General features: G+C 60.0%; 20 protein-coding genes. 10 read left to right on the forward strand and 10 right to left on the reverse strand.

Annotation, left to right across the window (positions count from 1 at the left end):
- Window positions 1-239: 239 nt before the first annotated feature.
- Window positions 240-926, reverse strand: coding sequence for an HAD family hydrolase (locus ACQZ40_RS20185; protein ID WP_065655524.1), 687 nt, complete (start codon window positions 924-926; stop codon window positions 240-242).
- Between the two features lie 405 nt (window positions 927-1,331).
- Between ACQZ40_RS20185 and minC the strand changes: the two genes are divergently transcribed.
- From minC to minE, 3 genes are read left to right on the forward strand one after another with little or no spacing between them, the layout of a single operon-like run.
- Entirely contained in the window at window positions 1,332-2,060 is a 729-nt protein-coding gene (gene minC / locus ACQZ40_RS20190; protein WP_161987806.1) for a septum site-determining protein MinC, read from the forward strand.
- Window positions 2,061-2,094: 34 nt separating this feature from the next.
- Entirely contained in the window at window positions 2,095-2,910 is an 816-nt protein-coding gene (gene minD / locus ACQZ40_RS20195) for a septum site-determining protein MinD (RefSeq protein WP_003506498.1), read from the forward strand.
- Complete coding sequence (gene minE, locus ACQZ40_RS20200; RefSeq protein ID WP_020809474.1) at window positions 2,907-3,167, forward strand: cell division topological specificity factor MinE; 261 nt, start codon at window positions 2,907-2,909, stop codon at window positions 3,165-3,167. Before minD ends, minE begins: the two co-directional genes overlap by 4 nt.
- A 42-nt stretch (window positions 3,168-3,209) precedes the next feature.
- Here the strand turns inward: minE and ACQZ40_RS20205 are convergent, their stop codons facing one another.
- From ACQZ40_RS20205 to ACQZ40_RS20215, 3 genes are all read right to left on the reverse strand, one after another.
- A complete protein-coding gene (locus tag ACQZ40_RS20205; protein WP_078052705.1) occupies window positions 3,210-4,112 on the reverse strand; it encodes an amino acid ABC transporter substrate-binding protein in 903 nt (300 codons plus the stop codon).
- Between the two features lie 71 nt (window positions 4,113-4,183).
- Window positions 4,184-5,077: an amino acid ABC transporter substrate-binding protein gene (locus ACQZ40_RS20210; protein WP_065655521.1), complete on the reverse strand. Its 894-nt coding sequence runs from the start codon at window positions 5,075-5,077 to the stop codon at window positions 4,184-4,186.
- A 30-nt stretch (window positions 5,078-5,107) separates the two neighbouring features.
- Window positions 5,108-7,426 carry an EAL domain-containing protein gene (locus ACQZ40_RS20215; RefSeq protein ID WP_448748571.1) on the reverse strand — a complete coding sequence of 773 codons (2,319 nt, stop codon included), beginning with the start codon at window positions 7,424-7,426 and terminating at the stop codon, window positions 5,108-5,110.
- A gap of 343 nt (window positions 7,427-7,769) precedes the next feature.
- On the opposite strand from ACQZ40_RS20215, the gene ACQZ40_RS20220 reads away from it, so the two are divergent.
- Entirely contained in the window at window positions 7,770-9,128 is a 1,359-nt protein-coding gene (locus ACQZ40_RS20220; protein ID WP_448748572.1) for an amidase, read from the forward strand.
- 174 nt (window positions 9,129-9,302) lie between these two features.
- Here ACQZ40_RS20220 and ACQZ40_RS20225 read toward each other — a convergent pair whose 3' ends face one another.
- From ACQZ40_RS20225 to ACQZ40_RS20235, 3 genes are read right to left on the reverse strand one after another with little or no spacing between them, the layout of a single operon-like run.
- Window positions 9,303-9,944 carry a ThuA domain-containing protein gene (locus ACQZ40_RS20225; RefSeq protein ID WP_125146304.1) on the reverse strand — a complete coding sequence of 214 codons (642 nt, stop codon included), beginning with the start codon at window positions 9,942-9,944 and terminating at the stop codon, window positions 9,303-9,305.
- Window positions 9,945-9,961: 17 nt separating this feature from the next.
- A complete protein-coding gene (locus ACQZ40_RS20230) occupies window positions 9,962-11,062 on the reverse strand; it encodes a Gfo/Idh/MocA family protein (RefSeq protein WP_448748573.1) in 1,101 nt (366 codons plus the stop codon).
- A 52-nt stretch (window positions 11,063-11,114) separates the two neighbouring features.
- Complete coding sequence (locus tag ACQZ40_RS20235; RefSeq protein WP_065655517.1) at window positions 11,115-12,314, reverse strand: ROK family transcriptional regulator; 1,200 nt, start codon at window positions 12,312-12,314, stop codon at window positions 11,115-11,117.
- 195 nt (window positions 12,315-12,509) lie between these two features.
- Here ACQZ40_RS20235 and ACQZ40_RS20240 point away from each other — a divergent pair, with 195 nt between their 5' ends.
- The 6 genes from ACQZ40_RS20240 to ACQZ40_RS20265 all read left to right on the forward strand — a co-directional run bounded on the left by ACQZ40_RS20240 (window position 12,510) and on the right by ACQZ40_RS20265 (window position 19,154).
- Entirely contained in the window at window positions 12,510-13,811 is a 1,302-nt protein-coding gene (locus tag ACQZ40_RS20240; RefSeq protein WP_078052710.1) for an ABC transporter substrate-binding protein, read from the forward strand.
- 67 nt (window positions 13,812-13,878) lie between these two features.
- Entirely contained in the window at window positions 13,879-14,817 is a 939-nt protein-coding gene (locus tag ACQZ40_RS20245) for a carbohydrate ABC transporter permease (protein ID WP_078052711.1), read from the forward strand.
- Complete coding sequence (locus tag ACQZ40_RS20250; RefSeq protein ID WP_078052712.1) at window positions 14,810-15,658, forward strand: carbohydrate ABC transporter permease; 849 nt, start codon at window positions 14,810-14,812, stop codon at window positions 15,656-15,658. The genes ACQZ40_RS20245 and ACQZ40_RS20250 overlap by 8 nt, the downstream gene beginning before the upstream one ends.
- A gap of 17 nt (window positions 15,659-15,675) precedes the next feature.
- Window positions 15,676-16,749, forward strand: coding sequence for an ABC transporter ATP-binding protein (locus tag ACQZ40_RS20255; RefSeq protein ID WP_065655513.1), 1,074 nt, complete (start codon window positions 15,676-15,678; stop codon window positions 16,747-16,749).
- Between the two features lie 143 nt (window positions 16,750-16,892).
- Window positions 16,893-17,945, forward strand: a complete 1,053-nt coding sequence (locus ACQZ40_RS20260) for a sugar phosphate isomerase/epimerase family protein (protein WP_448748574.1) — start codon at window positions 16,893-16,895, stop codon at window positions 17,943-17,945.
- Window positions 17,946-17,966: 21 nt separating this feature from the next.
- Entirely contained in the window at window positions 17,967-19,154 is a 1,188-nt protein-coding gene (locus ACQZ40_RS20265) for a Gfo/Idh/MocA family protein (protein WP_174036768.1), read from the forward strand.
- A 194-nt stretch (window positions 19,155-19,348) separates the two neighbouring features.
- On the opposite strand, the gene ACQZ40_RS20270 is transcribed toward ACQZ40_RS20265, so the two are convergent.
- From ACQZ40_RS20270 to ACQZ40_RS20280, 3 genes are all read right to left on the reverse strand, one after another.
- Window positions 19,349-19,609 carry a hypothetical protein gene (locus ACQZ40_RS20270; protein WP_174036765.1) on the reverse strand — a complete coding sequence of 87 codons (261 nt, stop codon included), beginning with the start codon at window positions 19,607-19,609 and terminating at the stop codon, window positions 19,349-19,351.
- A gap of 118 nt (window positions 19,610-19,727) precedes the next feature.
- A complete protein-coding gene (locus tag ACQZ40_RS20275) occupies window positions 19,728-20,999 on the reverse strand; it encodes a glycerate kinase type-2 family protein (protein ID WP_174036764.1) in 1,272 nt (423 codons plus the stop codon).
- A gap of 4 nt (window positions 21,000-21,003) precedes the next feature.
- On the reverse strand, window positions 21,004-21,357 hold the full coding sequence (locus ACQZ40_RS20280) for a DUF1304 domain-containing protein (protein ID WP_078052716.1): 354 nt from the start codon (window positions 21,355-21,357) through the stop codon (window positions 21,004-21,006).
- Window positions 21,358-21,400 lie beyond the last annotated feature (43 nt).

The raw sequence follows: 21,400 nt of genomic DNA on the forward strand, positions 1-21,400 counted from the left end.
GGTACGCGCAAACCTCATGCACCGGCGACGCACCGATCGGCTTCTAAACCCGCCACCAGACAAACCCACAAACCAAAACCAGATGGCCTTCCAATGGCCGCAAATTTAAACCGGACAGTAGTGAGCTTGTCCCGAGCATCTGCTACCGGTCAGTTTTACGATAGGTGGTTAGATCCTCGGGACAGGCCGAGGATGACGCCGGGTGGGATGGCTTGTTAGCCGATAGAAAGATCGGCTTTTCAGCCCCTGCCACCCGCGAGCCTCAGGGCGCCGTTCTCGCCGATGACGACATCCAGCTCACCATATCCGCCAATGGAAAGATGCGGCGTTTCGATGAGATGGGAGTGGGTGGCGTTGATGACGACCACGGTGGCGCCCATGCTTTCCCCGGCCTGAATTCCGGCGGGGGCGTCCTCGAAGACGACACAGTTTTCAGGCGCGACGCCGAGCTTTTTCGCCGCCTTTTTATATCCTTCCGGATCAGGCTTGCCGTTCACCACGTCCTCGGCGCAGATCATCACCGCAGGCGGGGTGAGGCCTGCGGCCGCCAGTCGGCGCTCGGCGAGTGCGCGGGCGGCGGAGGTGACGATGGCCCATTTGCCGGCCGGCAATTTTTCGAGAAATGCGGCAGCCTCGGGAATCTGGAGGATGCCGTCGACATCGTCCATTTCCTTCTGCAGCAGCATCGCCGCCTGTTCCGCGACATCCAGACCGGGAACGGCTTCGCGGCGCACCACTTCCGACGCGCGCATGCCATGGATGCGCTGCAGGAAAGCGTTCGGCTCTATGCCGTTGTCCACGGCCCATTCACGCCAGACCCGCTCCACCACCGCAATCGAGTTGAGCAATGTTCCATCCATGTCGAACAGGAAGGCCGCATAGTCTTGCGAAAATATCTGGTTCTGCGGCGGGACTTTGCTGTGCATCTCATTCTTCCGTTGAAGCTGTCGGGACGCCTGTCTCTACAGCATCGCCGGAGATAACGGAATCGCTTTTCCACCTCGAAGGCATAATGCGGTCATCTGGCCGAAGGTGGATGTTGTCCCGGAATCGGACGTTGCGGGTTCCGCGACTCGCCGGGTTGGGGTAGGGGACATGGCGTGCCCATCTCGCGATGACGGGCGTCAGGTTGCAGCAAGGATGAGCTGCTATCGTGAGTTTTCACAAGTGCCGGAAACGCGTTAAATCAAGAGGTAATGATGGATTTTGAATGTTTCGCATGAGGTTTTTCGGAGCGGAATTTTCTTAACGAGTCCGCCGCTTCAGGGGCGGCGTTAACCATTTGTTAACCATATTCGAGGTACCTAATTGTCAACGATTTGTTTACCAAGATGACCAAAGTGCTAACAGACCAGCGTTCGATCCGTATCAAAGGCCGCTCCTTCCTCGCAGTCGTCCTGTCTCCCGAATCTCCGGTCGATCAATGGCTGGAAAGGCTCGATGATCTAGCCGCCCGTTCAGCGGGCTTCTTCCTGTCGCGTCCGGTGGTTCTGGATGTGTCGGAGCTGTCGCTCGACAAGGCGGGGCTGAAGGAGCTGCTGGCGGCGCTGACGGAGCGCAATGTCGGCATCATGGGTATCGAGGGCGTTCGCCCCTCGATGATCGAGCCGGGCATGCCGCCGTCGCTGAAGGGCGGAAAGCCCGCTTCCGATGTCGAGGTTGAGCCGGTCGCCATCGCTGCCGAGTTGCCGGAGGAAAAGCCGCGCACTGCCGGTGAGGTCAGGGCCGTCGTGCCGTCGCTGGTCATCAACGAGCCGGTTCGCTCCGGCCAGTCGATCATGTTTCCCGAGGGTGACGTGACCGTCATCGGTTCGGTCGCCTCGGGGGCGGAAATCATCGCCGGCGGTTCGGTGCATATTTACGGCGCCCTGCGCGGTCGCGCCATGGCCGGTTCGCTCGGCAATGTTTCGGCGCGCATCTTCTGCCGCAAGCTCGAAGCGGAGCTTCTGGCCATCGACGGCGTCTACAAGGTGGCCGAGGACATTGACGACAAGCTGCGCGGCCAGCCCGTTCAGCTCTGGCTGGAAAACGATACGATCAAGGCCGCAAAGCTAGGCTGATAACAGAGAAACAACACAGGAACAGGAGAGCCATATGGGGAAGGTAGTCGTTGTAACTTCCGGCAAGGGCGGGGTGGGAAAGACCACCTCGACCGCAGCGCTTGGCGCCGCACTGGCGCAGAACAAGGAGAAGGTCGTGGTCGTCGATTTCGATGTCGGCCTGCGCAACCTCGATCTCGTCATGGGTGCTGAACGCCGCGTGGTTTACGATCTCGTCAACGTCATCCAGGGCGATGCCAAGCTGACGCAGGCGCTGATCCGCGACAAGCGCCTCGAGACGCTGTTCCTGCTGCCTGCCTCGCAGACGCGCGACAAGGACAATCTGACGCCGGAAGGTGTCGAATGGGTCATCAACGAGCTGAAGAAGCACTTCGACTGGGTGATCTGCGACAGCCCCGCCGGCATCGAACGCGGCGCGACGCTGGCCATGCGCCATGCGGATGTGGCCGTCGTGGTCACCAATCCGGAAGTCTCCTCGGTGCGCGACAGCGACCGCATCATCGGTCTGCTGGATTCCAAGACGCTGAAGGCGGAACGCGGCGAGCGCATGGAGAAGCATCTGCTTCTGACGCGTTACGACGCTTCCCGCGCCGAGCGTGGCGATATGCTGAAGGTCGACGACGTTCTGGAAATTCTCTCCATTCCGCTGCTCGGCATCATTCCCGAAAGCACGGATGTGCTGCGGGCCTCGAACGTCGGTGCTCCTGTTACGCTGGCCGACGCCCGCTGCGCGCCGGCCATGGCTTATTTTGACGCCGCCCGCCGCCTGTCCGGTGAGGATATTCCGGTGGTCATTCCGGGCGAGAAGCGTGGCATCTTCTCCAAGATCTTCGCAAGGAGGGCTGCATGAGCATCTTCAGTCTTTTCCGCAAACAGAAGTCGGCACCGCTTGCGCGCGAACGCCTGCAGGTGCTGCTCGCCCACGAAAGGGCATCCTCCGGCTCCGATCTGGTCGCCATCCTCAGGGAAGAAATTCTCGGCGTCATCGCCAAACATGTGCAGATCGACAATGATCGCGTGCATGTGAAGATGGATCGCGACGAGCATGTCTCCATCTTGGAGATCGATGTCGAGATTCCTCTGGGTGCCGATCTGCGCGCCGCGTAAGATACGTCTTGAAAAAAACGCCGCCCGCCACCGGCGGCGTTTTTATTCCGCTGTCGTATCGACGGGTTTTCGAAATGCCTCCGCCAGATCGCCGGGCAGCGGGCGCTTCAGGTTGATGCCGTTTGGCGGAATCGGCGCGTTGAACCATTTGTCGTAGATTTTATCGATTTCGCCGCTCTCATAGATTTGGCCGAGCGCTTCGTTGACGGCGTCGCGGAAGCCGGTATCGCCGTGGCGGAGCATCAGGCCATAGGGCTGCGGCGGGGCAAGATATTCGTCGGAGATGACGTAGTCTTCCGGCTTGCCGGTCTCGGCAACGAAGGATCGCAGAAGTATGTCGTCCATGACGAAGGCCGAGGCACGGTTTTCCGTTACCATGTCAAAACTGCCCTCGGTGCTGTCATTTTGCAGAACAGCGACGTTCAGCCCCAGTTTGCGATTGAGCACGTTGAGTTGGGTTATGTTGATGGTTCCCGTCGTCACCACCACCGTTCGCCCGGCGAGATCGGCGACGGTGTTCAGGCCGCTCGATTTCAGCGCCACATAACGGGTGCCGGTGATGAAGTGGCTGTAGGAGAACCACACGGCCTTGCGCCGCTCTTCCGTATTCGTGCTCGCCACGCATTCCATGTCCATCGTACCGTCATTGAGAAGCATGATGCGGTTGCTGGGCGTGCGCTTGACGAACTCGACCTTCAGTTCCGGCAGGCCGAGCTTTTTCTTGATGGAATCCGCCACTCTCAGGCATAGCTCGATGCTGTAGCCGATAGGCTCCGGGCCGGCGCCGAGATAGGAAAAGGGAATATTGCGATCGGCGTAACCGAGCTTGATGGTGCCGGTTCTGGCGATGGTTTCAAGTGTCGGCGGTTGGGCATCCTCGCTCACCGCCTGGGCGGGAAGAAGACTTGAAAAAACGAGCATAAGCCATAGTGTCGATCTCTGCATCGCGCATCTCCAGCCAAATAATCTGTCAAAACATTCTCATGAAAATCTATACGGGTGGACGGCTTGCGCTCTCAGTCCTGGTATTCGCTCGGATGTTCGTATGCCTGTTTCAGAGAGGCGGCCATCGGCAGGTTCAGGTTCATGCCGTTTGGGGGAATGGGCTTGGTGAACCACTTTTCATAAAGGCCATGAATGACCGGCCCGGTGAAAATATGCCGAAGGCTTTCATTGACCGCCGCCTTGAAACCGGGGTCGTTGCGCCGGAAAACCAGGCCATAGGGTTCGGGGGCGCTCAGCGTTTCCTCAGAAAGCGCATAGAGGTCCGGATTCTCAGATGTCGCCGCCAGCGCCGCGAGCAATATGCCATCCATGACAAAGGCGGAGGCCTTGCCGGAAACCACGAGTTCGAAGGCCTCCTCATTGGTTTTCGTCGGCATCACAGAGATATTGAGGTTCTTTGCCCGGTTCACGGCATTGAGCTGCTCGATATTGACCGTGCCGGAGGCGGATGTAACGGACCGCCCGGCTAGATCGGCAAGGCTTTTCAGATTGTCCTGTTTGCGGGAGAGAAACTGCGTCGCGGTCATGAAGTTGGGATAGGAGAAATCCACGATCTTGCGGCGTTCGCTATTGTTGGTCGTGGCCGCGCATTCAATGTCGATCTGGCCGCCGCGGACAAGGATGAAACGGGTCGCGGGCGTCGCCTTGACGTATTCGAGTTCGATCCTGTCGAGCTTCAGCTTCCTGCGAATATCTTCGCTGATCGCCCGACAAAGATCGGTCGAGAAACCGGTGACCTCCCCATTCGGCAACTGATAGGAAAAGGGCGGTTCGGCTTCGCGATAGCCGATGCGGATCTTTGCGGTTTTGGCGATCTGCTGAAGCGTATTGCCTTCGCCGGCAGCCTGGAGAGGCGTGATGGGAGCAAGGCATGTGAGGAAAAGGCAAAATACTGAAAGACGCATTTTATGTCCTCTGGGCCGGCGGCCGGTTTCTCAAATGGCTTTTTGTGGCGGGCAATAGGTTTCCTGTGTCGGACGACCGAGATCGCCGAATTCATCCTTCGCAATCGGCGCGATGACGGCGCGGTTCTTGAGAATTCGGGCAAGCGGCGCGGGCTCGGCAAAATAATAACCCTGCGCTTCGTCGCAGCCGGAAAGCTTGAGCGCTTCGACCTGCTCCCTGTTTTCAACGCCCTCGGCGGTGACCTTCAGGCCGATCTGTTCAGCCATGTCGATGACGGTGTTGACGATGGCGGAACACATCGGATTGGACGGCAGGCCGGAGACGAATTCCCGGTCGATCTTGATCTTGTCGAAGGCGACATGGGTGAGCGTGCTGAGCCCCGCATAACCGGTGCCGAAATCGTCAAGCGCGAGGCGAACGCCCCTTTCCTTCAGCAGTTTCAGGGCTCGGGCGCTGTTGTCGCGCTCCAGCATGACCGTTTCCGTCACTTCCAGTTCAAGCCGTTCCGCCGGGAAGCCGGATGTTTCAAGCGCCCGGTCCACTATCGGTACGATGTCGTCATTGCTGAGCTGAACGGCGGATAGATTGACGGCGAGCCTGATATCCTTCGGCCATGTCATCGCATCCCTGCAGGCCTGCGCCAGAACCCACTCGCCCAACGGCTTGATGAAGTTGTTTTCTTCGGCAAGCGCGATGAAGCGGTCCGGTGCGATGAGGCCAAGCTTGCTGTGTCGCCAGCGGGCCAGCGCTTCATAAGCGACAATGCGACCGCTCTGCAGATTGACAACCGGCTGGTAGTGCAGCTCGAATTCCTGGTTTTCGAGCGCGGATTTCATGTCTATTTCCAGCGCATGCTTGTGTTGCGCCGCCATGTCCATGCCTGGCTCATAAAAGACGAAATAGCCGCAGCCCATGGATTTCGCCCGGTAAAGGCCGAGATCGGCATGTTGCAGAAGCTGCGTTGCGGATGTGCCGTGGCCCGGCGCGCAGGCGATGCCGATGCTGGTATCGATGCTGATATCGCTGCCTTCGAGACCGAAACTGCGCGAGACGGCATGGACCACCCGCGCGGCCAGCATCGCCGCATCGCTCTCGCAGTCGCCATTTGCCGATTGTATGATCGCGAATTCGTCGCCGCCGAGACGGCTTACCATGTCGTTTTCACCCAGCACGGCGGAAATCCGTGAGGCCACCGCCACCAGCAGGGAATCGCCGGCGGCGTGTCCGAGTGTGTCATTGACGGCCTTGAATCGGTCCAGATCGAGCAGCATGACATTGAACGGCTGGCCTGACGCGGCAAGCTGTTCGAGACGGTTTTCCAGTGTCTTCATCAGCAGCACGCGGTTTGGAAGTCCGGTCAGCGCATCGTGATGGGCCATATGTTCCAGCTGCTGCGCCATATCGCGAATCTGCCGCAGGCGTCCGCGTTCCAGAACCGCCTCACGCAACGTCTCGATGGCGGTGGCCATGTCGCCGATCTCGTCCCGCCGCTCCTGAAACGGCGTGGCGACATCCGTTTCCTCGCGGGCGATCCGAAGCGTCGCCTGCACCAGCGCCGGGACCGGTTTCAGGAAATGCCGGGCGATGACGGTCACAAGCACGCCGGTGACAGTCAATACCACGATCAGCGCGGCGAGCGAATTATAGATGAGCTTGCGCTGCGCGCCATAAAGCGCGTCCGAGCCGCCGATGCTGACGGCGACCGCGCCGATGGGTTTCTTCGTTTCCGTGCTGATGATAGGCAGCAGGCCGATATAATGGCTGGATTCGCCGATGGTCGCAAAACCGGTGGAAAAACGCGCGGCGACCGCATCCCGGGAAAAGATGGGATCGGTGGCGAGCGGCTTTTCATCGTCATCGGTGGCGTTGTCGAAAGCCGCCGCGATCTGCCGGAAGCCGGAATCTGCCTCGTCATAACGGAAAAGCCAGACGGCATTCTTGGTCTGTGCGCCGATAAGCGCGAGAACATCGCTGGGGTTGAAGCCGGTGACGAGAATGGATTCGTCGTCGCCGATGGGTTTGTCGGTCAATATGCCGTTGACCTGCCCGTCGGCATCGGCGGTGACGCTGACATAAGTGTAGATGCTGCGAAGCGTGGCGCTGGCGATCTGCGAATTAACGCGGGCCTGGTTGAGCCATTGCTCGCTGGCGGCGGCGACGAACATATACCAGCCGACAAGCGCACCGATGCTGTAGGAAAAGATCACGCCGCCGAGGAATATCAGGGTTATCTTGCTGGCGAGCGAACGCCGCCGCGAAAACCGGCCTGTTTCCGGCTGCGTTGGCGAGCGAAGCGTGTGGCCCGGTTCAACCTGTCTATCTGTCCCGCGATAGGCAGTCTCTTCCATTCGCGATAGTCCCCCGCGATGTCGCGTTATAATTGTTTTATGGAATTTTATAGGGCATGCATTTCAATGCTGTCTGCTAAATAATTCAACAAAGTTTAGATGCGATTAAGAATTAATCCGTCTTTTTATAGTCGTAGCTTATATAAGAGATGGCGTTCCTGCACCTCAGGTTGAAAAAATCGGAGGTTAGAAATGAATCGTCAAGGATAAACTCCAAAATTCTGCGATCTCCGCCATGTTTCCCGATCCGGTATGTCTGTCATCGATAGCGCGGCGATTGGCCTTGCCAACTGGCTGATAAACGGCATGTTGTGCGCAACATGCCGCTTTCAGGGAAGATATCATGGCTCATAAAGGCAAAAGCATCGCGCAGCTTTCCGTTCTCATCCAGAGCGGCCATCTCGATCCGCGTGCCCTGGTGGAAGAGACGCTGGATGCGATCGGCGGAGAGGACGATCAGGCGATTTTTGTCGAGTTGACGGCAGCGCGTGCGATGTCGGAGGCGGAAGCCGCGGCAAAACGCCTTGGTGATGGCCGTTCCTGTGGTGTGCTCGATGGTATTCCGGTGGCCTGGAAGGACCTGTTTGACCTTGAAGGCATGGCGACCACGGCCGGATCGACGGTGCTTGCCAACGATAAGCCTGCGTCGCGCGACGCGGATGTGGTGACGGCGCTGAAACAGGCGGGCATGATCTGCATCGGCCGGACCAATATGAGCGAGTTCGCGTTTTCCGGTCTCGGCATCAATCCGCACTACGGTACGCCCCGCAATCCTGCTTCTACGGATGGTCACCGTCTGCCGGGCGGCTCTTCGTCGGGTGCGGGCGTCGCCGTGGCTGCCGGTCTGGTGCCGGTGGCGATCGGCACCGATACCGGTGGATCGGTGCGTATTCCCGCCGCCTTCAACGGCGTGGTGGGCTATAAGGCAAGTCGTGGCCGTTATTCGATGCGCGGCGTTTATCCCTTGGCGAAAAGCCTTGATTCTCTCGGCCCGCTCACGCACACCGTACAGGACGCCGTCTGGGTGGATGCCGCCATGCGCGGCAAGGCGACTGCCGATCTCACGCGCGCACCCCTTTCCGGCCTGTCTCTGGTGGTGCCGGAAACTGTCTTTTTCGATGGCATCGAGGATGGCGTCGCAGCCGCTTTCGAGCAGGCGGTGGAACGTCTCGTCCGCGCCGGCGCTTCGGTGCGGCGGCAGGCATTCCCGATTTTTTCGGAACTGTTCGATCTTATCAGGGAAAAGGGTGCGCTGGTGACGGCTGAGGCCTTCGCCCTGCACAAGACCCGGCTGGAAGGTGCCGACGCCGCCCGCATGGACCCGCGCGTGGTGGCCAGAGCAGGGCTCGGCGCGAATATTTCCCTGCCGGACTATATCGCCATCATCGACGCGCGCGAACGCGTGACGGCGGCGTTTTCCGGCATGATTGGCAGGCAAGAGCTGCTGGTATCGCCGACATTGCCGCATGTCGCGGCCAAAGTCGCGCCGCTTCTCGAGAGTGACGATGCCTTTTTCGCCATGAATGCGAAGACCCTGCGTAACACCCAGATCGGCAATTTTTTCGATCTCTGCGGTGTTTCGATCCCCTGCGGAACGGGCGATGCGGGCATGCCGGTCGGCCTGCTGCTTTCCGGCCTGCACGGCACGGACGATCATGTGCTCAGCGCGGCGATGGCGGCGGAAGAGATTATTCGCGGCTGAGGAGAGGGCGGTTCACACAGCCATTCTCCGTCACCCCGGATTTGATCCGGGGTCCAGCGCGATCAAGTCCTTGATCGTGAAAGACTCCTGACGCCGCGCAGACGCGCGGCTGCTGGATGCCGGATCAGGTCCGGCATGACGGAGAGAGTACTTGGCCGCCTCCTACCGACAACCTCAACGCGCCGCCCAATTCGCGCCACGGCGGAACATGGTTTTCATCTGCGGCACGGAAAACTCCTTGGCCTGATGGCCGAGCGCCGAATAGAAGACCCGGCCCTTGCCGTATTTGCGTTTCCAGACAACCGGCATCACCACGCCGTCGATCCACCATGCGTGCTCACCTGTAAACTTCGTCGTCGCGAGAACCTCGTTGGAGGGGTCGACATGCATGTAATATTGCTCCGACGTATAGGGGAAATCGGAAATCCCCTCCATCAGCGGGTCGTCGGGGCGGGTGATGTTGACGTGGTAGTCGATGATATTGCCGGGATGGGCGACCCACTGGCCGCCGATCATGAACTGATATTCGACGCATTCGCGGAAACTGTCGCCCGCACCGCCATGAAAACCGGCAATGCCGACGCCGTTTTCCACGGCGGCCGTCAGGTTCTTGATCTCTTCCTTTTCGATCTTCGACATGGTGACGATGGGCACCACGAGGCTCAGATCATGCACCGAAGGATCGGCGAAGGCCTCGGTTGAGTGCTCCACATAGACCTTGAAACCGTCCTCCTCCAGCATGTCCTTGACGATGGTGGCGCATTCCTGCGGCTCGTGGCCGCTCCAGCCGCCCCAGACGATGAGTGCTTCGCGCATTTATTTCCTCCTCCGAATTATTTGCCGAGCTGGCCGTTGACCAGCGATGTTTCAAGCGGAGCAGGGCGCTCCGCCTTGGTGGTGATGGAAACGGCGGTGCCGGTGTCCGATGCGGTCTGGAAGGCTTCCATCACCTCCAGCACATGCAGGGCAAGATCGCCATTGGCACGATGCGGACGGTTCTCGCGGATCGCATGGGCCATATCCGCTACGCCTATCGAACGATAATTGCCGTCGGCATAGGGGGACGACAGCGCCTGCGGCTCGAACTGGCCGCCCTTTTTCAGCAATTGCACCTCGCCGCCGAAATAGTTTGGATCGGGGACGATCAACGTGCCTTCGGTGCCATAGAGTTCCAGCGGCACGTGTTTGTGGCCCGCCACATCGAAGCTCATGCCCACCTGCACCACGGCGCCGTTCTCAAAAGCCAGCACGCCGGACACATGTGTGGCGACGTGGACGGGGATTTTTTCACCGTTCTTCGGCTCGCTGGTAATGAGGCGTTCATTGCGCGGCGCGATGGCAAAGCCCGCAACCCTGGCGACCGGGCCGAACAGGTTGACGAGATCGGTGATGTAATAGGGCCCCATATCCAGCATCGGCCCGCCGCCGACCTCGTAATAAAAGGCCGGGTTGGGGTGCCAGCGCTCGTGGCCGGGGCACATGAAGGTGGCCGTTCCACCGACCGGCTGGCCGAGCACGCCCTCATCGATCAGCCGGCGTGCGGTCTGGTGCCCGCCGCCGAGGAAAGTATCCGGGGCCGAGCCGATGCGAAGGCCCTTTGCCTTTGCCGCATCCGCAAGCCGCTTGCCCTCGGCGAAATTGATACCGAGCGGTTTTTCGGAATATGCGTGTTTGCCCGCGTCCAGCGCGCGCAGACCAACTTCCACATGCGCCTTGGGAATGGTCAGGTTGACGATGATCTCCACGGAAGGATCGGAGAGAAGCGCGTCGATGCTGGTTGCCTGGAGGCCGAATTCATCGGCGCGGGCCTTTGCGGCCTCCTCGTTCATATCCGCAAGACCGCGAATGTCGAGAATGGGAAACGACGCCATGGCCTTGAGATAGGCACTGGAGATGTTGCCGCAGCCGATGATGCCGATACCGACCCTGTTCATGTGATTTCCTCCCGTAAATCAGAAATGCCGAAGCCCGTGCTCAACCCGTGGGTTAAAGCGCCGGTCCCGTGGTGTTCCATGGCGATTCGTAAAGCTCGTAAAGCGCGACGGCCGCAGCCCCCTGCGCCCATAATTCGTCGCTCGCAATGTCGAAAACCAGCTCGGCGACGCCGGCCAGCGAAGGCGGCACGGCGGCGTTGTAGCTGTCACGAATACTGGCGATGAAGGGTTCTCCGAGCTCGAGGCTGGAGCCGGTGATGATGACCCGTGGCGGCGCAAACAGCGTGACGATATTGGCAAGCGTCAGGCCGAGCGCTGCGCCGGCGCGCAAGGCTGCCGCGATGAGGTCGTGGTCTTCCGCCGCAATCAATGCATGGGCATGCTGCATGCCGCGGCCGAGCCGGATCGCCTCGGCAAAGCGCCCATCCGCCGGGCGGGAGCCCAGGATGGCGTTTTCGCCCGCCTGGCTCGCCAGCCGCACCGTGCCCTCATTGGCAAGGCCGATGACGAGGTCGCCGAGATTGTGGCTGAGCCCGCCAGCGCCGCGAAAAAGCTGGTTCTGGTGCAGCACGCCAAGCCCCAGCGTCTGTTCGAGCGAAATCAGCACCATGTCTTCCAGATCGCGCGCATGGCCGAACCAGTGATGGGCGAGCGTGATGGCGTGGGCGTCGCTTTCTATGATGGTCGGCGAATTCAGCCGCGCGGTCATTTCCTCGGCGAAATTGACGTTCACTTCGCGTAAAATCGGGCTGCTGCGAATTTTCCCGGTGCGATGCTCGATGACGCCGGGCAGGCCCAGGCAGACCATGTCCACATCTTCCAGCGAAAGACCGGCATCGACGACGCAGCGCCGCACCCCGTCCTCCACAAGATCGGCGATGACGCCGATGGGCTGACGGTCGACACGGATCGGTAGTGCAAGCGTTGAAAGGACGTTGCCGCAGAAATCAGTAACGACGAAGACCATGCGGCTTGCGGCGATCTTGGCGCCCACCACGCGGGCGGCATCCGGGTTCAGTTCCAGCATCACGCGCGGCCTGCCGCGTGCGCCTTCGGTGCGGATATCGCCGATATGACGGGTGAGGATAAGCCCGTCATCGAGCAGCGAGGCGGTGATCGCCGAGACGGTGGTGGTGGAAAGCTCAGTTCTTTCGCTGATTTCCACCCGCGAGATCGGCCCATGGCGGCGGATGCTGTCCAGCACGCTCAGCCTGTTGATCGCGCGCATTAATTCTGGGTCTGCGGTCTTCATGGGGTCCTGCTGCGATCGGCTTCGATCTAAAACGAATTTATATCGGATTGCGGATTAAATAACGTCTGCCGGGAGGGGTGTGTCAAGCCATCAGGGTAAAAAATCAGCAACCCGCCTTGACATTGGGCAGGGTGTGAGGTGAATTAATCCGCATTGGGGAATAAATGGTGAGGAACCCCAGGGAGGATCACGAACATGACCTATTGGCACGCAGGCGCAAGCCTGAGCGGCAGGCGGATCGCTTTTGCCGCAACGACAAGCATAGCCCTGATGCTCGGCGCGGCCAGCGCCTCGGCGGCGACCGTCGTTAAATGGATGCATGTGGAATTGGACCCGAAATCCGTGGCTGTCTGGGAGGAGATCGCCAAGGAATACGAGGCCAAGCACCCCGATGTCGATATTCAGCTGCAGTTCCTCGAAAACGAGGCTTTCAAGGCGAAATTGCCGACGCTGCTGCAATCCAACGACGTGCCGGATTTCTTCTATAGCTGGGGTGGCGGCGTCCTTGAGGAACAGTCCAAGACCGGTGCACTGAAGGATCTGACCGAGGTTTTCGACGCCAATGGGGGCAAGCTGCGGCAGGCCTATAATACATCCGCAATCGACGGCCTGTCTTTCGACGGTAAGGTCTGGGCCGTGCCTTACCGTGTCAGCCTCGTCAGCTTCTTTTACAACAAGGAGCTGTTTGCCAAGGCCGGCGTGAAGGCCGAGGACATCAAGACCTGGGACGATTTCAGCGCCACGGTCAAGAAGATCAAGGAAGCGGGCATCGTCCCGATTGCCGGTGGCGGCGGTGAAAAATGGCCGATCCATTTCTACTGGAGCTATCTCGTCATGCGCAATGGCGGGCAGGCCGTGTTCGATGCCGCCCGCAAGGGCGAAGGCGAAGGTTTCATGGATCCGGCGATCATCAAGGCGGGTGAACAGCTGGCCGAGTTCGGCAAGCTCGAACCCTTCCAGCCCGGTTATCTCGGCTCCACCTGGCCACAGGCGCTCGGTGTCTTCGGTGACGGCAAGGCAGCGATTATTCTCGGTTTCGACAATACGGAAGCCAACCAGCGCAAGAATGCCGGTGACGGCAAGGGGCTGGCCGCAGACAATATCGGCCGCTTCGCCTTCCCGGTTGTCGAGGGCGGTGCGGGCAAGGCCACAGATACGCTGGGCGGCCTGAACGGCTGGGCTGTCACGAAAAACGCGTCCAAGGAAGCGATCGATTTCGCCACCTTCCTTACCAGCAAGGAAAGCGAAGAGAAAATGGCGACCGCCGGTATGATCCTGCCGGTTGCCACAGGGGCTGCCGGTGCGGTGAAGAACCCGCTGCTGGCGGATTCCGCCAAGCAGCTGGCTGCTTCCACCTGGCACCAGAACTTCTTCGACCAGACGCTCGGCGCTGCCGTCGGTCGTGTCGTCAACGATATCTCGGTTGAGATCGTTTCCGGCCAGATGACTGCCGAAGAGGGTGCCCAGCAGATTCAGGACGCATTCGAACTGCGCTGATCTGGTTTCCATGGCGGCGCCGCGAATGTGCGGCGCTGCTTATCTGCCTCCATGAAAGCGGATAGAGATGACGGATATTTCCATGACTTCTGCGTCCATACCGGCGCGCGGCGCGGCGAAGACAAAGCGCAAGCAAAGCTCGGTCGCGCATGACCGGGCGCTGACCCTTCTGGTCTTCCTGCCGCCCGCACTGCTGCTCTTTACCCTGTTCGTCATCCTGCCCATGGGCGAGGCGGCGTGGTACAGCCTTTACCGCTGGAACGGCTACGGCACGCCGACCGATTTTGTCGGCCTGAAGAATTTCCAGGTGCTTTTCGGCAATGCCGCATTCTCCCAGGCCCTGATCAATAACGGCCTCATCATCCTCATTTCGATCCTGATTCAGATTCCGCTGGCCATCTGGCTCGCCATGATGCTGGCGCACCGCATTCCCGGCGTCGTCGCCTTCCGCCTGGTGTTCTTTCTGCCTTACGTTCTCGCTGACGTCGCGGCGGGTCTGATCTGGCGTTTCGTTTATGATGGCGATTATGGCCTGTTTGCCGCCATTTCCAATTTCTTCGGTTTCGCCAATCCCTATGTGCTGGCCGATAAGGATGTGGCGATCTATGCCGTGCTCGGCGTCATCGTCTGGAAATATTTCGGCTTTCACATGATGCTGTTCATCGCCGGCCTCCAATCCGTCGACAAGAATGTGCTGGAAGCCGCCGAAATCGATGGCGCTTCCGGCTGGCAGAAATTCCGATACGTCACCTTGCCGATGCTCGGCTCCACCGTTCGCCTGTCCGTCTTCTTTGCGGTCATCGGCTCGCTGCAGCTCTTCGACATGATCATGCCGCTCACCGGCGGCGGGCCGTCCAACTCCACGCAGACCATGGTCACCTTCCTATACACCTACGGCGTCATGCGCATGCAGGTGGGGCTTGGCAGCGCGGTCGGCGTCGTTCTCTTCGTCATCTGCGTGACGCTCGCCTTCGGTTACAAAAGGATTTTCATGCGCCATGACTGACACATCCACCTCCGTCCGCATGCCGCTGCAAACCAAGCTCTACCTTTATATATCGCTGAGCCTGATCGCGGCCATCGTGCTCATCCCGTTGCTCACCACCGCGCTTGGCGGCTTCAAGACGCTGGGAGACCTGCGTGTGAACCCGTTCGGCATCCCGGCCGAATGGCAATGGGCCAATTATGGCGATATTCTCTTCGGAAAACGCTACTGGCTGCAAATCTTCAATTCGCTGGTCATCGCGCTGTTGACGGTGTTCCTGACGCTGACCGTCTCGGCCATGGCCGCCTTCACCTTCGCGCATGTGAAGTTCTTCGGCTCATCTTTTCTGCTGAATTATTTCCTGCTGGGACTGATGTTCCCGGCGGCCACCGCCATCCTGCCGTTGTTTATCCGCATCCGCGATCTCGGCCTGCTCGACACCTATTGGGGGGTGGTGCTGCCGCAGGTGGCCTTCGGGCTTGGCATGAGCATTCTCCTGTTCCGCAATTATTTCCGCAATCTGCCGGAGGAGCTGTTTCAGGCCGCCTTCGTGGATGGGTGCGGTTATCTGCGCTTCTTCTGGCACATTTCCGTGCCGCTCTCGCGGCCGATCGTGGCGACCGTCGGCATCGTTTCCTTCGTTGGCAGCTGGAACAGCTATATCCTGCCGCTCATCATGCTGAACTCGGAATCGAAATATCCCTGGCCACTCGGCATCATGGTCTATCGCGGCGAATTCGGTACCGAATGGCAGCTCGTTCTCGCCTTCATCACGCTGACGATCCTGCCGACCGTCATCGTCTTCTTCCTCGCACAGAAACACATCATCGCGGGCCTGACGGCCGGTGCCGTCAAATCGTGACGTGAAAGGAGCAAAACATGGCTTCCGTCGAACTTAGGGATATCCGCAAGTCCTATGCCGCGCTTGATGTCATTCACGGGATCTCGCTCGATATTGCGGACGGTGAATTCATCGCCCTGGTCGGGCCTTCGGGCTGCGGCAAGTCCACGCTTTTGCGTATGATCGCCGGGCTGGAGGAAATCACCGATGGAGATATTCTCATCGGAGACAAGGTGGTCAATGGCATGACCCCGCGTGAGCGCAACATCGCCATGGTGTTCCAGTCCTATGCGCTTTATCCGCATATGACGGTGGCGGAAAACATGGGCTTCAACCTGAAGCTTGCCGGCCAGCCGAAAAATGTCATCGAGGAGCGCGTGGCGGAAGCCGCTCGCATGCTCGATCTCGGCAAGCTTCTGGATCGCAAGCCCTCGCAACTCTCCGGTGGCCAGCGCCAGCGTGTCGCCATGGGCCGCGCGGTGGTGCGCAATCCGGCCGTCTTCCTGTTCGATGAGCCGTTGTCCAACCTCGACGCCAAGCTTCGCGTGCAGATGCGCAGCGAAATCAAGGCGCTTCATCAGAAGGTCGGCACCACCTCCATCTATGTCACCCATGACCAGATCGAGGCGATGACACTGGCGGATCGGGTCGTGGTGCTCAATCACGGTCGCATCGAACAGCAGGGCACGCCGCTCGAGCTCTACAAGACGCCCGCCAATCTCTTCGTCGCCGCCTTCATCGGCTCGCCGGCCATGAACCTCATCGAATGCGTGGTCGATGGCGAGGGAGACCAGCCGGCGGCCCGGCTGAAGGACGGAACCGCGATCCGCATTGCCGCCTCCCGAAAGGTGAAACGCGGCCAGCCGGTGACGATTGGCTTGAGGCCGGAACATATCGGCTCGGCCATCGGCGGTGATGTGTCGCTCTCCGGCCGGACGCTGCTGGTGGAGCCGACCGGCGCACAGACCCATGTGATCTTCGAACTGGCGGGCGATCATGTGACGGCGGTGGTGGATGGCGAGCAGCCGGTCAAGGTCAACACTCCCTTTGCTGCCACCGTGCACCATGAGCGTGTGCACGTCTTCGACAGGGCGAGCGGACTGGCGCTTTAAGCGCCTTCAGCATTTTCAACGAAATGCGGAAATTCTCTCGTCCCTCCGCTTTTGGGGCTTGTTTGAAAATCACGAGCGGTTAGCTTGGCGCTTGGGAAAAAGCGGATTACCGCGAAACTGTATCGATGCAGGAGGAGATTTTTATGAGAACGATCAAGGGACCGGGTCTTTTTCTCGGCCAGTTTGCCGGCGATGCCGCACCTTTCAACAGCTGGGACGGCATTACCAAATGGGCGGCGGAAAAGGGCTATGCCGGTGTGCAGGTGCCGACATGGGCCGGACAGCTGATCGATCTCAAAAAAGCGGCGGAATCGAAGGATTATTGCGACGAATTTGCCGGGGTCGCGCGCCAGAACGGTGTCGAGGTGACCGAGCTTTCCACCCATCTGCAGGGCCAGCTGGTTGCCGTTCACCCGGCCTATGACGAGGCGTTCGACGGTTTTGCAGCGCCTGAAGTGCGCGGCAATCCGAAGGCCCGCCAGCAATGGGCGGTGGAGCAGGTGAAGCTGGCGCTGAAAGCGTCGAAGAATCTCGGCATCAAGGCGCATGCGACCTTCTCCGGAGCGCTTGCCTGGCCCTTCGTCTACCCGTGGCCGCAGCGCCCGGCTGGTCTGGTGGAAACAGCCTTCGACGAGCTGGCGAAACGCTGGACGCCGATCCTCAATTACGCCGATGAGCAGGGCGTGGATGTCTGCTACGAAATCCACCCCGGCGAAGACCTGCATGATGGCGTGACGTTCGAGATGTTCCTGGAGCGGGTGAAGAACCACAAGCGTGCCAACATGCTTTACGATCCGTCGCATTACATTCTGCAATGCCTCGATTATCTCGACAATATCGACATTTACAAAGACCGCATCAAGATGTTCCACGTCAAGGATGCGGAGTTCAATCCGACCGGGCGGCAGGGCGTTTATGGCGGTTATCAGGGCTGGGTGAACCGCGCGGGCCGGTTCCGTTCGCTGGGCGACGGGCAGGTGGATTTCGGTGCCGTATTCTCCAAAATGGCGGCCAATGATTTCGATGGCTGGGCCGTGGTCGAATGGGAATGCGCGCTGAAGCACCCTGAAGACGGTGCTCGGGAAGGAGCCGAATTCGTGAAGGCGCATATCATCCGTGTCACGGAAAAAGCCTTTGACGATTTCGCATCGAGCGGCACGGACGATGCGGCCAACCGCCGTATGCTTGGGCTTTGAGAGCATTTCAGGGGAGATATTATGGCTATTGAAGGAAAGACAACCGACAAGGCGAACAGGCGGATTCGCCTTGGCATGGTGGGTGGCGGTTCGGGCGCATTTATCGGCGGCGTTCACCGCATGGCCGCGCGACTCGACAATCGCTTCGATCTCGTGGCGGGGGCCCTGTCCTCGACGCCGGAAAAATCCCTAGCCTCCGGCCGTGAGCTGGGGCTCGATCCCGAACGTTGTTACGGTTCGTTCGAGGAAATGGCCGAAAAGGAAGCGCTGCGCGAGGATGGCATCGAGGCGGTGGCGATCGTTACGCCCAACCATGTGCATTATCCGGCCGCCAAGGCGTTTCTGGAGCGCGGCATCCATGTCATCTGCGACAAGCCGCTGACCTCCAATCTGGAGGACGCCAAAAAGCTGAAGCAGGTGGCCGACAAGGCCGATGCCCTGTTCATCCTGACGCATAATTATACCGGCTATCCCATGGTGCGGCACGCGCGGGAACTGGTGGAGGCCGGTGAACTCGGCAATATCCGTCTGGTGCAGATGGAATATCCGCAGGACTGGCTGACGGAAGCAGTGGAGCAGACCGGCGCGAAACAGGCCGTCTGGCGCACCGATCCGGCGCAATCGGGCGTCGGCGGCTCCACCGGCGATATCGGCACCCATGCCTATAATCTCGGTTGCTTCATTTCCGGTCTGGAAGCGGATGAGCTGGCGGCAGATGTGCACACCTTTGTCGAAGGCCGACGGCTGGACGACAATGCGCATGTGATGCTGCGCTTCAAGCAAAAGGGCGGCAAGCAGGCGGCCAAGGGGCTGCTCTGGTGCAGCCAGGTTGCGGTCGGTCACGAAAACGGGCTGAAGGTTCGTGTTTATGGCGACGAGGCCGGTATCGAGTGGACGCAGGCGGACCCGAACTATCTCTGGTTCACGAGGCTTGGCGAACCCAAGCAGTTGATCACCCGCGGCGGCGCCGGGGCAGGGGCTGCCGCAGCGCGCGTCACCCGAATTCCGTCCGGCCACCCGGAAGGTTATCTCGAAGCGTTCGCCACCATCTATACCGAGGCGGCGCATGCCATCGAAGCCCGCCGCAGCGGCTCGGCGCTCGACAAGGCGGTGATTTACCCGACCGTGGACGACGGGGTTAAAGGTGTCGCTTTCGTCACGGCCTGCATCGAGTCCGGCAAGAAGAATGGCGGCTGGGTGAAGCTGTAAGATTGTGCGCGGGGGCGCGCGGCACGGTTTCTTCTCCCCGCCGGGGAGAAGGTGGCCCGAAGGGTCGGATGAGGGGGCAACGTTGCCGAATATCTCGACCCTTGCCCCCTCATCCCGCTGCCGCGGACTTCTCCCCGGCGGGGAGAAGAAACAAGTGGCATGCGCTCGCTCCTTCGTGGACTAGGGTGCAAGACTTATTGATAATATTGATAAGCGCTAGACGATGTCGTCTGCACCCTATCCGTTATGGGGCAACCGTCCTGAAGCTTGGTCCAGGACGAAACGTTGAGCTTCATCTCGCAGCGCGCGAGATAAGAGCCGCCATCGACCTTCAGGCAGGATGTCTGGCCGAGCTGGAACATGACGCCGCGATTTCGGCATTTGCAATTGTGGGCATCCGCCAAAGTCGGAATAAGGGCCATGACCAGGCCAAGTATGAGCACTCCAGGACGCATGGCTGAGGCTCCAAAGGATATCCCGCCAGATTACTCCTGTCGGAGGGCATAGTCAAAACGTCTTCCCTCCGCGATCCACGCGCGGGAAAGCCCGTAATCGTTGCGAACTTCTCCGCTATCACCCGATCAAAATCGCGCGGATATCATTCACATTCGTCAGCGTCGGCCCCGTCACGACAAGGTCTCCTGCTGCCCTGAAAGCGGTGTAGCTGTCGTGGCTCACGAGCGATTGGCGCGGATCGACACCGGCTTCGCGCATGCGGGCAAGCGTGTCCGGTGTCACCGCCGCACCTGCCGCATCCTCCACGCCGTCTATGCCGTCGCTATCGCCGGCAATGGCCCAGATGCCGTCCGCACCCTTCAGCGTCAGCGCAAGGCTCAGCAGGAATTCCGTATTGCGGCCGCCCTTGCCGGCCGGTCCCTTGCCGATTGTCACTGTGGTTTCGCCGCCGGAAAGCAGCACGGCCGGGCCTTTCACCGGCAGGCCCTTACGGCTGGCGGAAAGCGCGATGCCGGCCATGACAGCGCCGACATCTTTTGATTCACCCTCCAGCGAATCTCCGAGGATGAGCGGCGTAAGCCCGAGTTTCACCGCCTCATCCGCCGCCGCCTGCAGGGCGAGCGAAGGGGCGGCGATGAGCCGGATATCCTCCTCGATATCGCCCGCCTTGGGGGTTTCCTCGCCTTTTTCCAGCACCTTGCGCACGTTTTCGGGAAGATCGAGCGCATAACGGGAGACGATTTCCCGCACGCTTTCAATATCGCTCGGATCGGCAACCGTCGGGCCGGAAGCGATTTCGGAGGGATCGTCTCCCGGTACATCGGAAATCAGCAGCGAAACGACCCTGGCCGGTTTGGCAGCCAGCGCCAGCCGCCCGCCCTTGATGCGGGAGAGATGTTTGCGCACGGCGTTCATTTCGGAAATCGTCGCGCCGCTGGCCAAAAGGGCACGATTGACGGCCATCTTGTCGGCAAGGGTCATGCCTTCTGCCGGTGCCACCATCAGCGCCGAACCGCCGCCGGAAATCAGCGCGATGACCATGTCGTCCGCCGTCAAGCCTTCAACGGCTGCGAGAATGCGTTTTGCCGCTTCCGCGCTTTTATCGTCCGGCACGGGATGGGAAGCCTCGATGATCTCGATGCGCGCAGTCGGGACGGCATGGCCGTAACGCGTCACCACCACACCGGAAAGATCGACATGCGGCCATGCCGCTTCGAGCGCGGCAGCCATGGCGGCCGAAGCCTTGCCGGCGCCCACCACCACGCAGCGGCCTTTGGGCGGGGAGGGAAGGTGGTGTTGCAGCACCTTTGCCGGATCGGCGCTTGCCACTGCCGCCATGAAAATCCGGTTGAGGGCGTCTTTTGCGCTGTGATCGTTCCATGCGCTCATCGGTTCATGCTCCGATCCAAAGGAAGCCGAGCGCGAACAATGCCGGCAATGCCTGAATGAACAGGATCTTCATATTGGCGGTGATGGCGCCGAAAATACCGGCCACCAGAACGCAGGTCAGGAAGAAAACCTTGAAGCTCAGCCCTTCATCGCCCTGCATCAGCCCATAGATCAGCCCCGCTGCGAGAAAACCGTTATACAGTCCCTGATTGGCGGCCAGTACTTTCGTCTGCCGGGCAAAATCCGCCGAAAGACCGAAGGCCTTTCGGCCAGCTGGTTTTTCCCACAGCAGCATTTCCAGAATGACGATGTAAATATGGATGGCCGCAACCACGGCAATCAGAATGCTGGCGATCATCGGCGGTTTCCTCCAAACCATGATGTCCGTTGCCGGCGGCTGT

The organism is Agrobacterium sp. 16-172Ci, assembly GCF_053522725.1.

Bases quoted from the DNA above. Each gene is read 5' to 3' on its own strand.
- ACQZ40_RS20260 (WP_448748574.1), top strand. From the start codon at position 16,893: ATGAGAACGATCAAGGGACCGGGTCTTTTTCTCGGCCAGTTTGCCGGC.
- minD (WP_003506498.1), top strand. From the start codon at position 2,095: ATGGGGAAGGTAGTCGTTGTAACTTCCGGCAAGGGCGGGGTGGGAAAG.
- ACQZ40_RS20250 (WP_078052712.1), top strand. From the start codon at position 14,810: ATGACTGACACATCCACCTCCGTCCGCATGCCGCTGCAAACCAAGCTC.
- ACQZ40_RS20205 (WP_078052705.1), bottom strand. From the start codon at position 4,112: ATGCAGAGATCGACACTATGGCTTATGCTCGTTTTTTCAAGTCTTCTT.
- ACQZ40_RS20235 (WP_065655517.1), bottom strand. From the start codon at position 12,314: ATGAAGACCGCAGACCCAGAATTAATGCGCGCGATCAACAGGCTGAGC.
- ACQZ40_RS20280 (WP_078052716.1), bottom strand. From the start codon at position 21,357: ATGATCGCCAGCATTCTGATTGCCGTGGTTGCGGCCATCCATATTTAC.
- ACQZ40_RS20270 (WP_174036765.1), bottom strand. From the start codon at position 19,609: ATGCGTCCTGGAGTGCTCATACTTGGCCTGGTCATGGCCCTTATTCCG.
- ACQZ40_RS20230 (WP_448748573.1), bottom strand. From the start codon at position 11,062: ATGAACAGGGTCGGTATCGGCATCATCGGCTGCGGCAACATCTCCAGT.
- ACQZ40_RS20265 (WP_174036768.1), top strand. From the start codon at position 17,967: ATGGCTATTGAAGGAAAGACAACCGACAAGGCGAACAGGCGGATTCGC.
- ACQZ40_RS20255 (WP_065655513.1), top strand. From the start codon at position 15,676: ATGGCTTCCGTCGAACTTAGGGATATCCGCAAGTCCTATGCCGCGCTT.
- ACQZ40_RS20210 (WP_065655521.1), bottom strand. From the start codon at position 5,077: ATGCGTCTTTCAGTATTTTGCCTTTTCCTCACATGCCTTGCTCCCATC.
- ACQZ40_RS20275 (WP_174036764.1), bottom strand. From the start codon at position 20,999: ATGAGCGCATGGAACGATCACAGCGCAAAAGACGCCCTCAACCGGATT.
- ACQZ40_RS20240 (WP_078052710.1), top strand. From the start codon at position 12,510: ATGACCTATTGGCACGCAGGCGCAAGCCTGAGCGGCAGGCGGATCGCT.
- ACQZ40_RS20220 (WP_448748572.1), top strand. From the start codon at position 7,770: ATGGCTCATAAAGGCAAAAGCATCGCGCAGCTTTCCGTTCTCATCCAG.
- minE (WP_020809474.1), top strand. From the start codon at position 2,907: ATGAGCATCTTCAGTCTTTTCCGCAAACAGAAGTCGGCACCGCTTGCG.
- ACQZ40_RS20245 (WP_078052711.1), top strand. From the start codon at position 13,879: ATGACGGATATTTCCATGACTTCTGCGTCCATACCGGCGCGCGGCGCG.
- ACQZ40_RS20225 (WP_125146304.1), bottom strand. From the start codon at position 9,944: ATGCGCGAAGCACTCATCGTCTGGGGCGGCTGGAGCGGCCACGAGCCG.
- ACQZ40_RS20185 (WP_065655524.1), bottom strand. From the start codon at position 926: ATGCACAGCAAAGTCCCGCCGCAGAACCAGATATTTTCGCAAGACTAT.
- ACQZ40_RS20215 (WP_448748571.1), bottom strand. From the start codon at position 7,426: ATGGAAGAGACTGCCTATCGCGGGACAGATAGACAGGTTGAACCGGGC.
- minC (WP_161987806.1), top strand. From the start codon at position 1,332: ATGACCAAAGTGCTAACAGACCAGCGTTCGATCCGTATCAAAGGCCGC.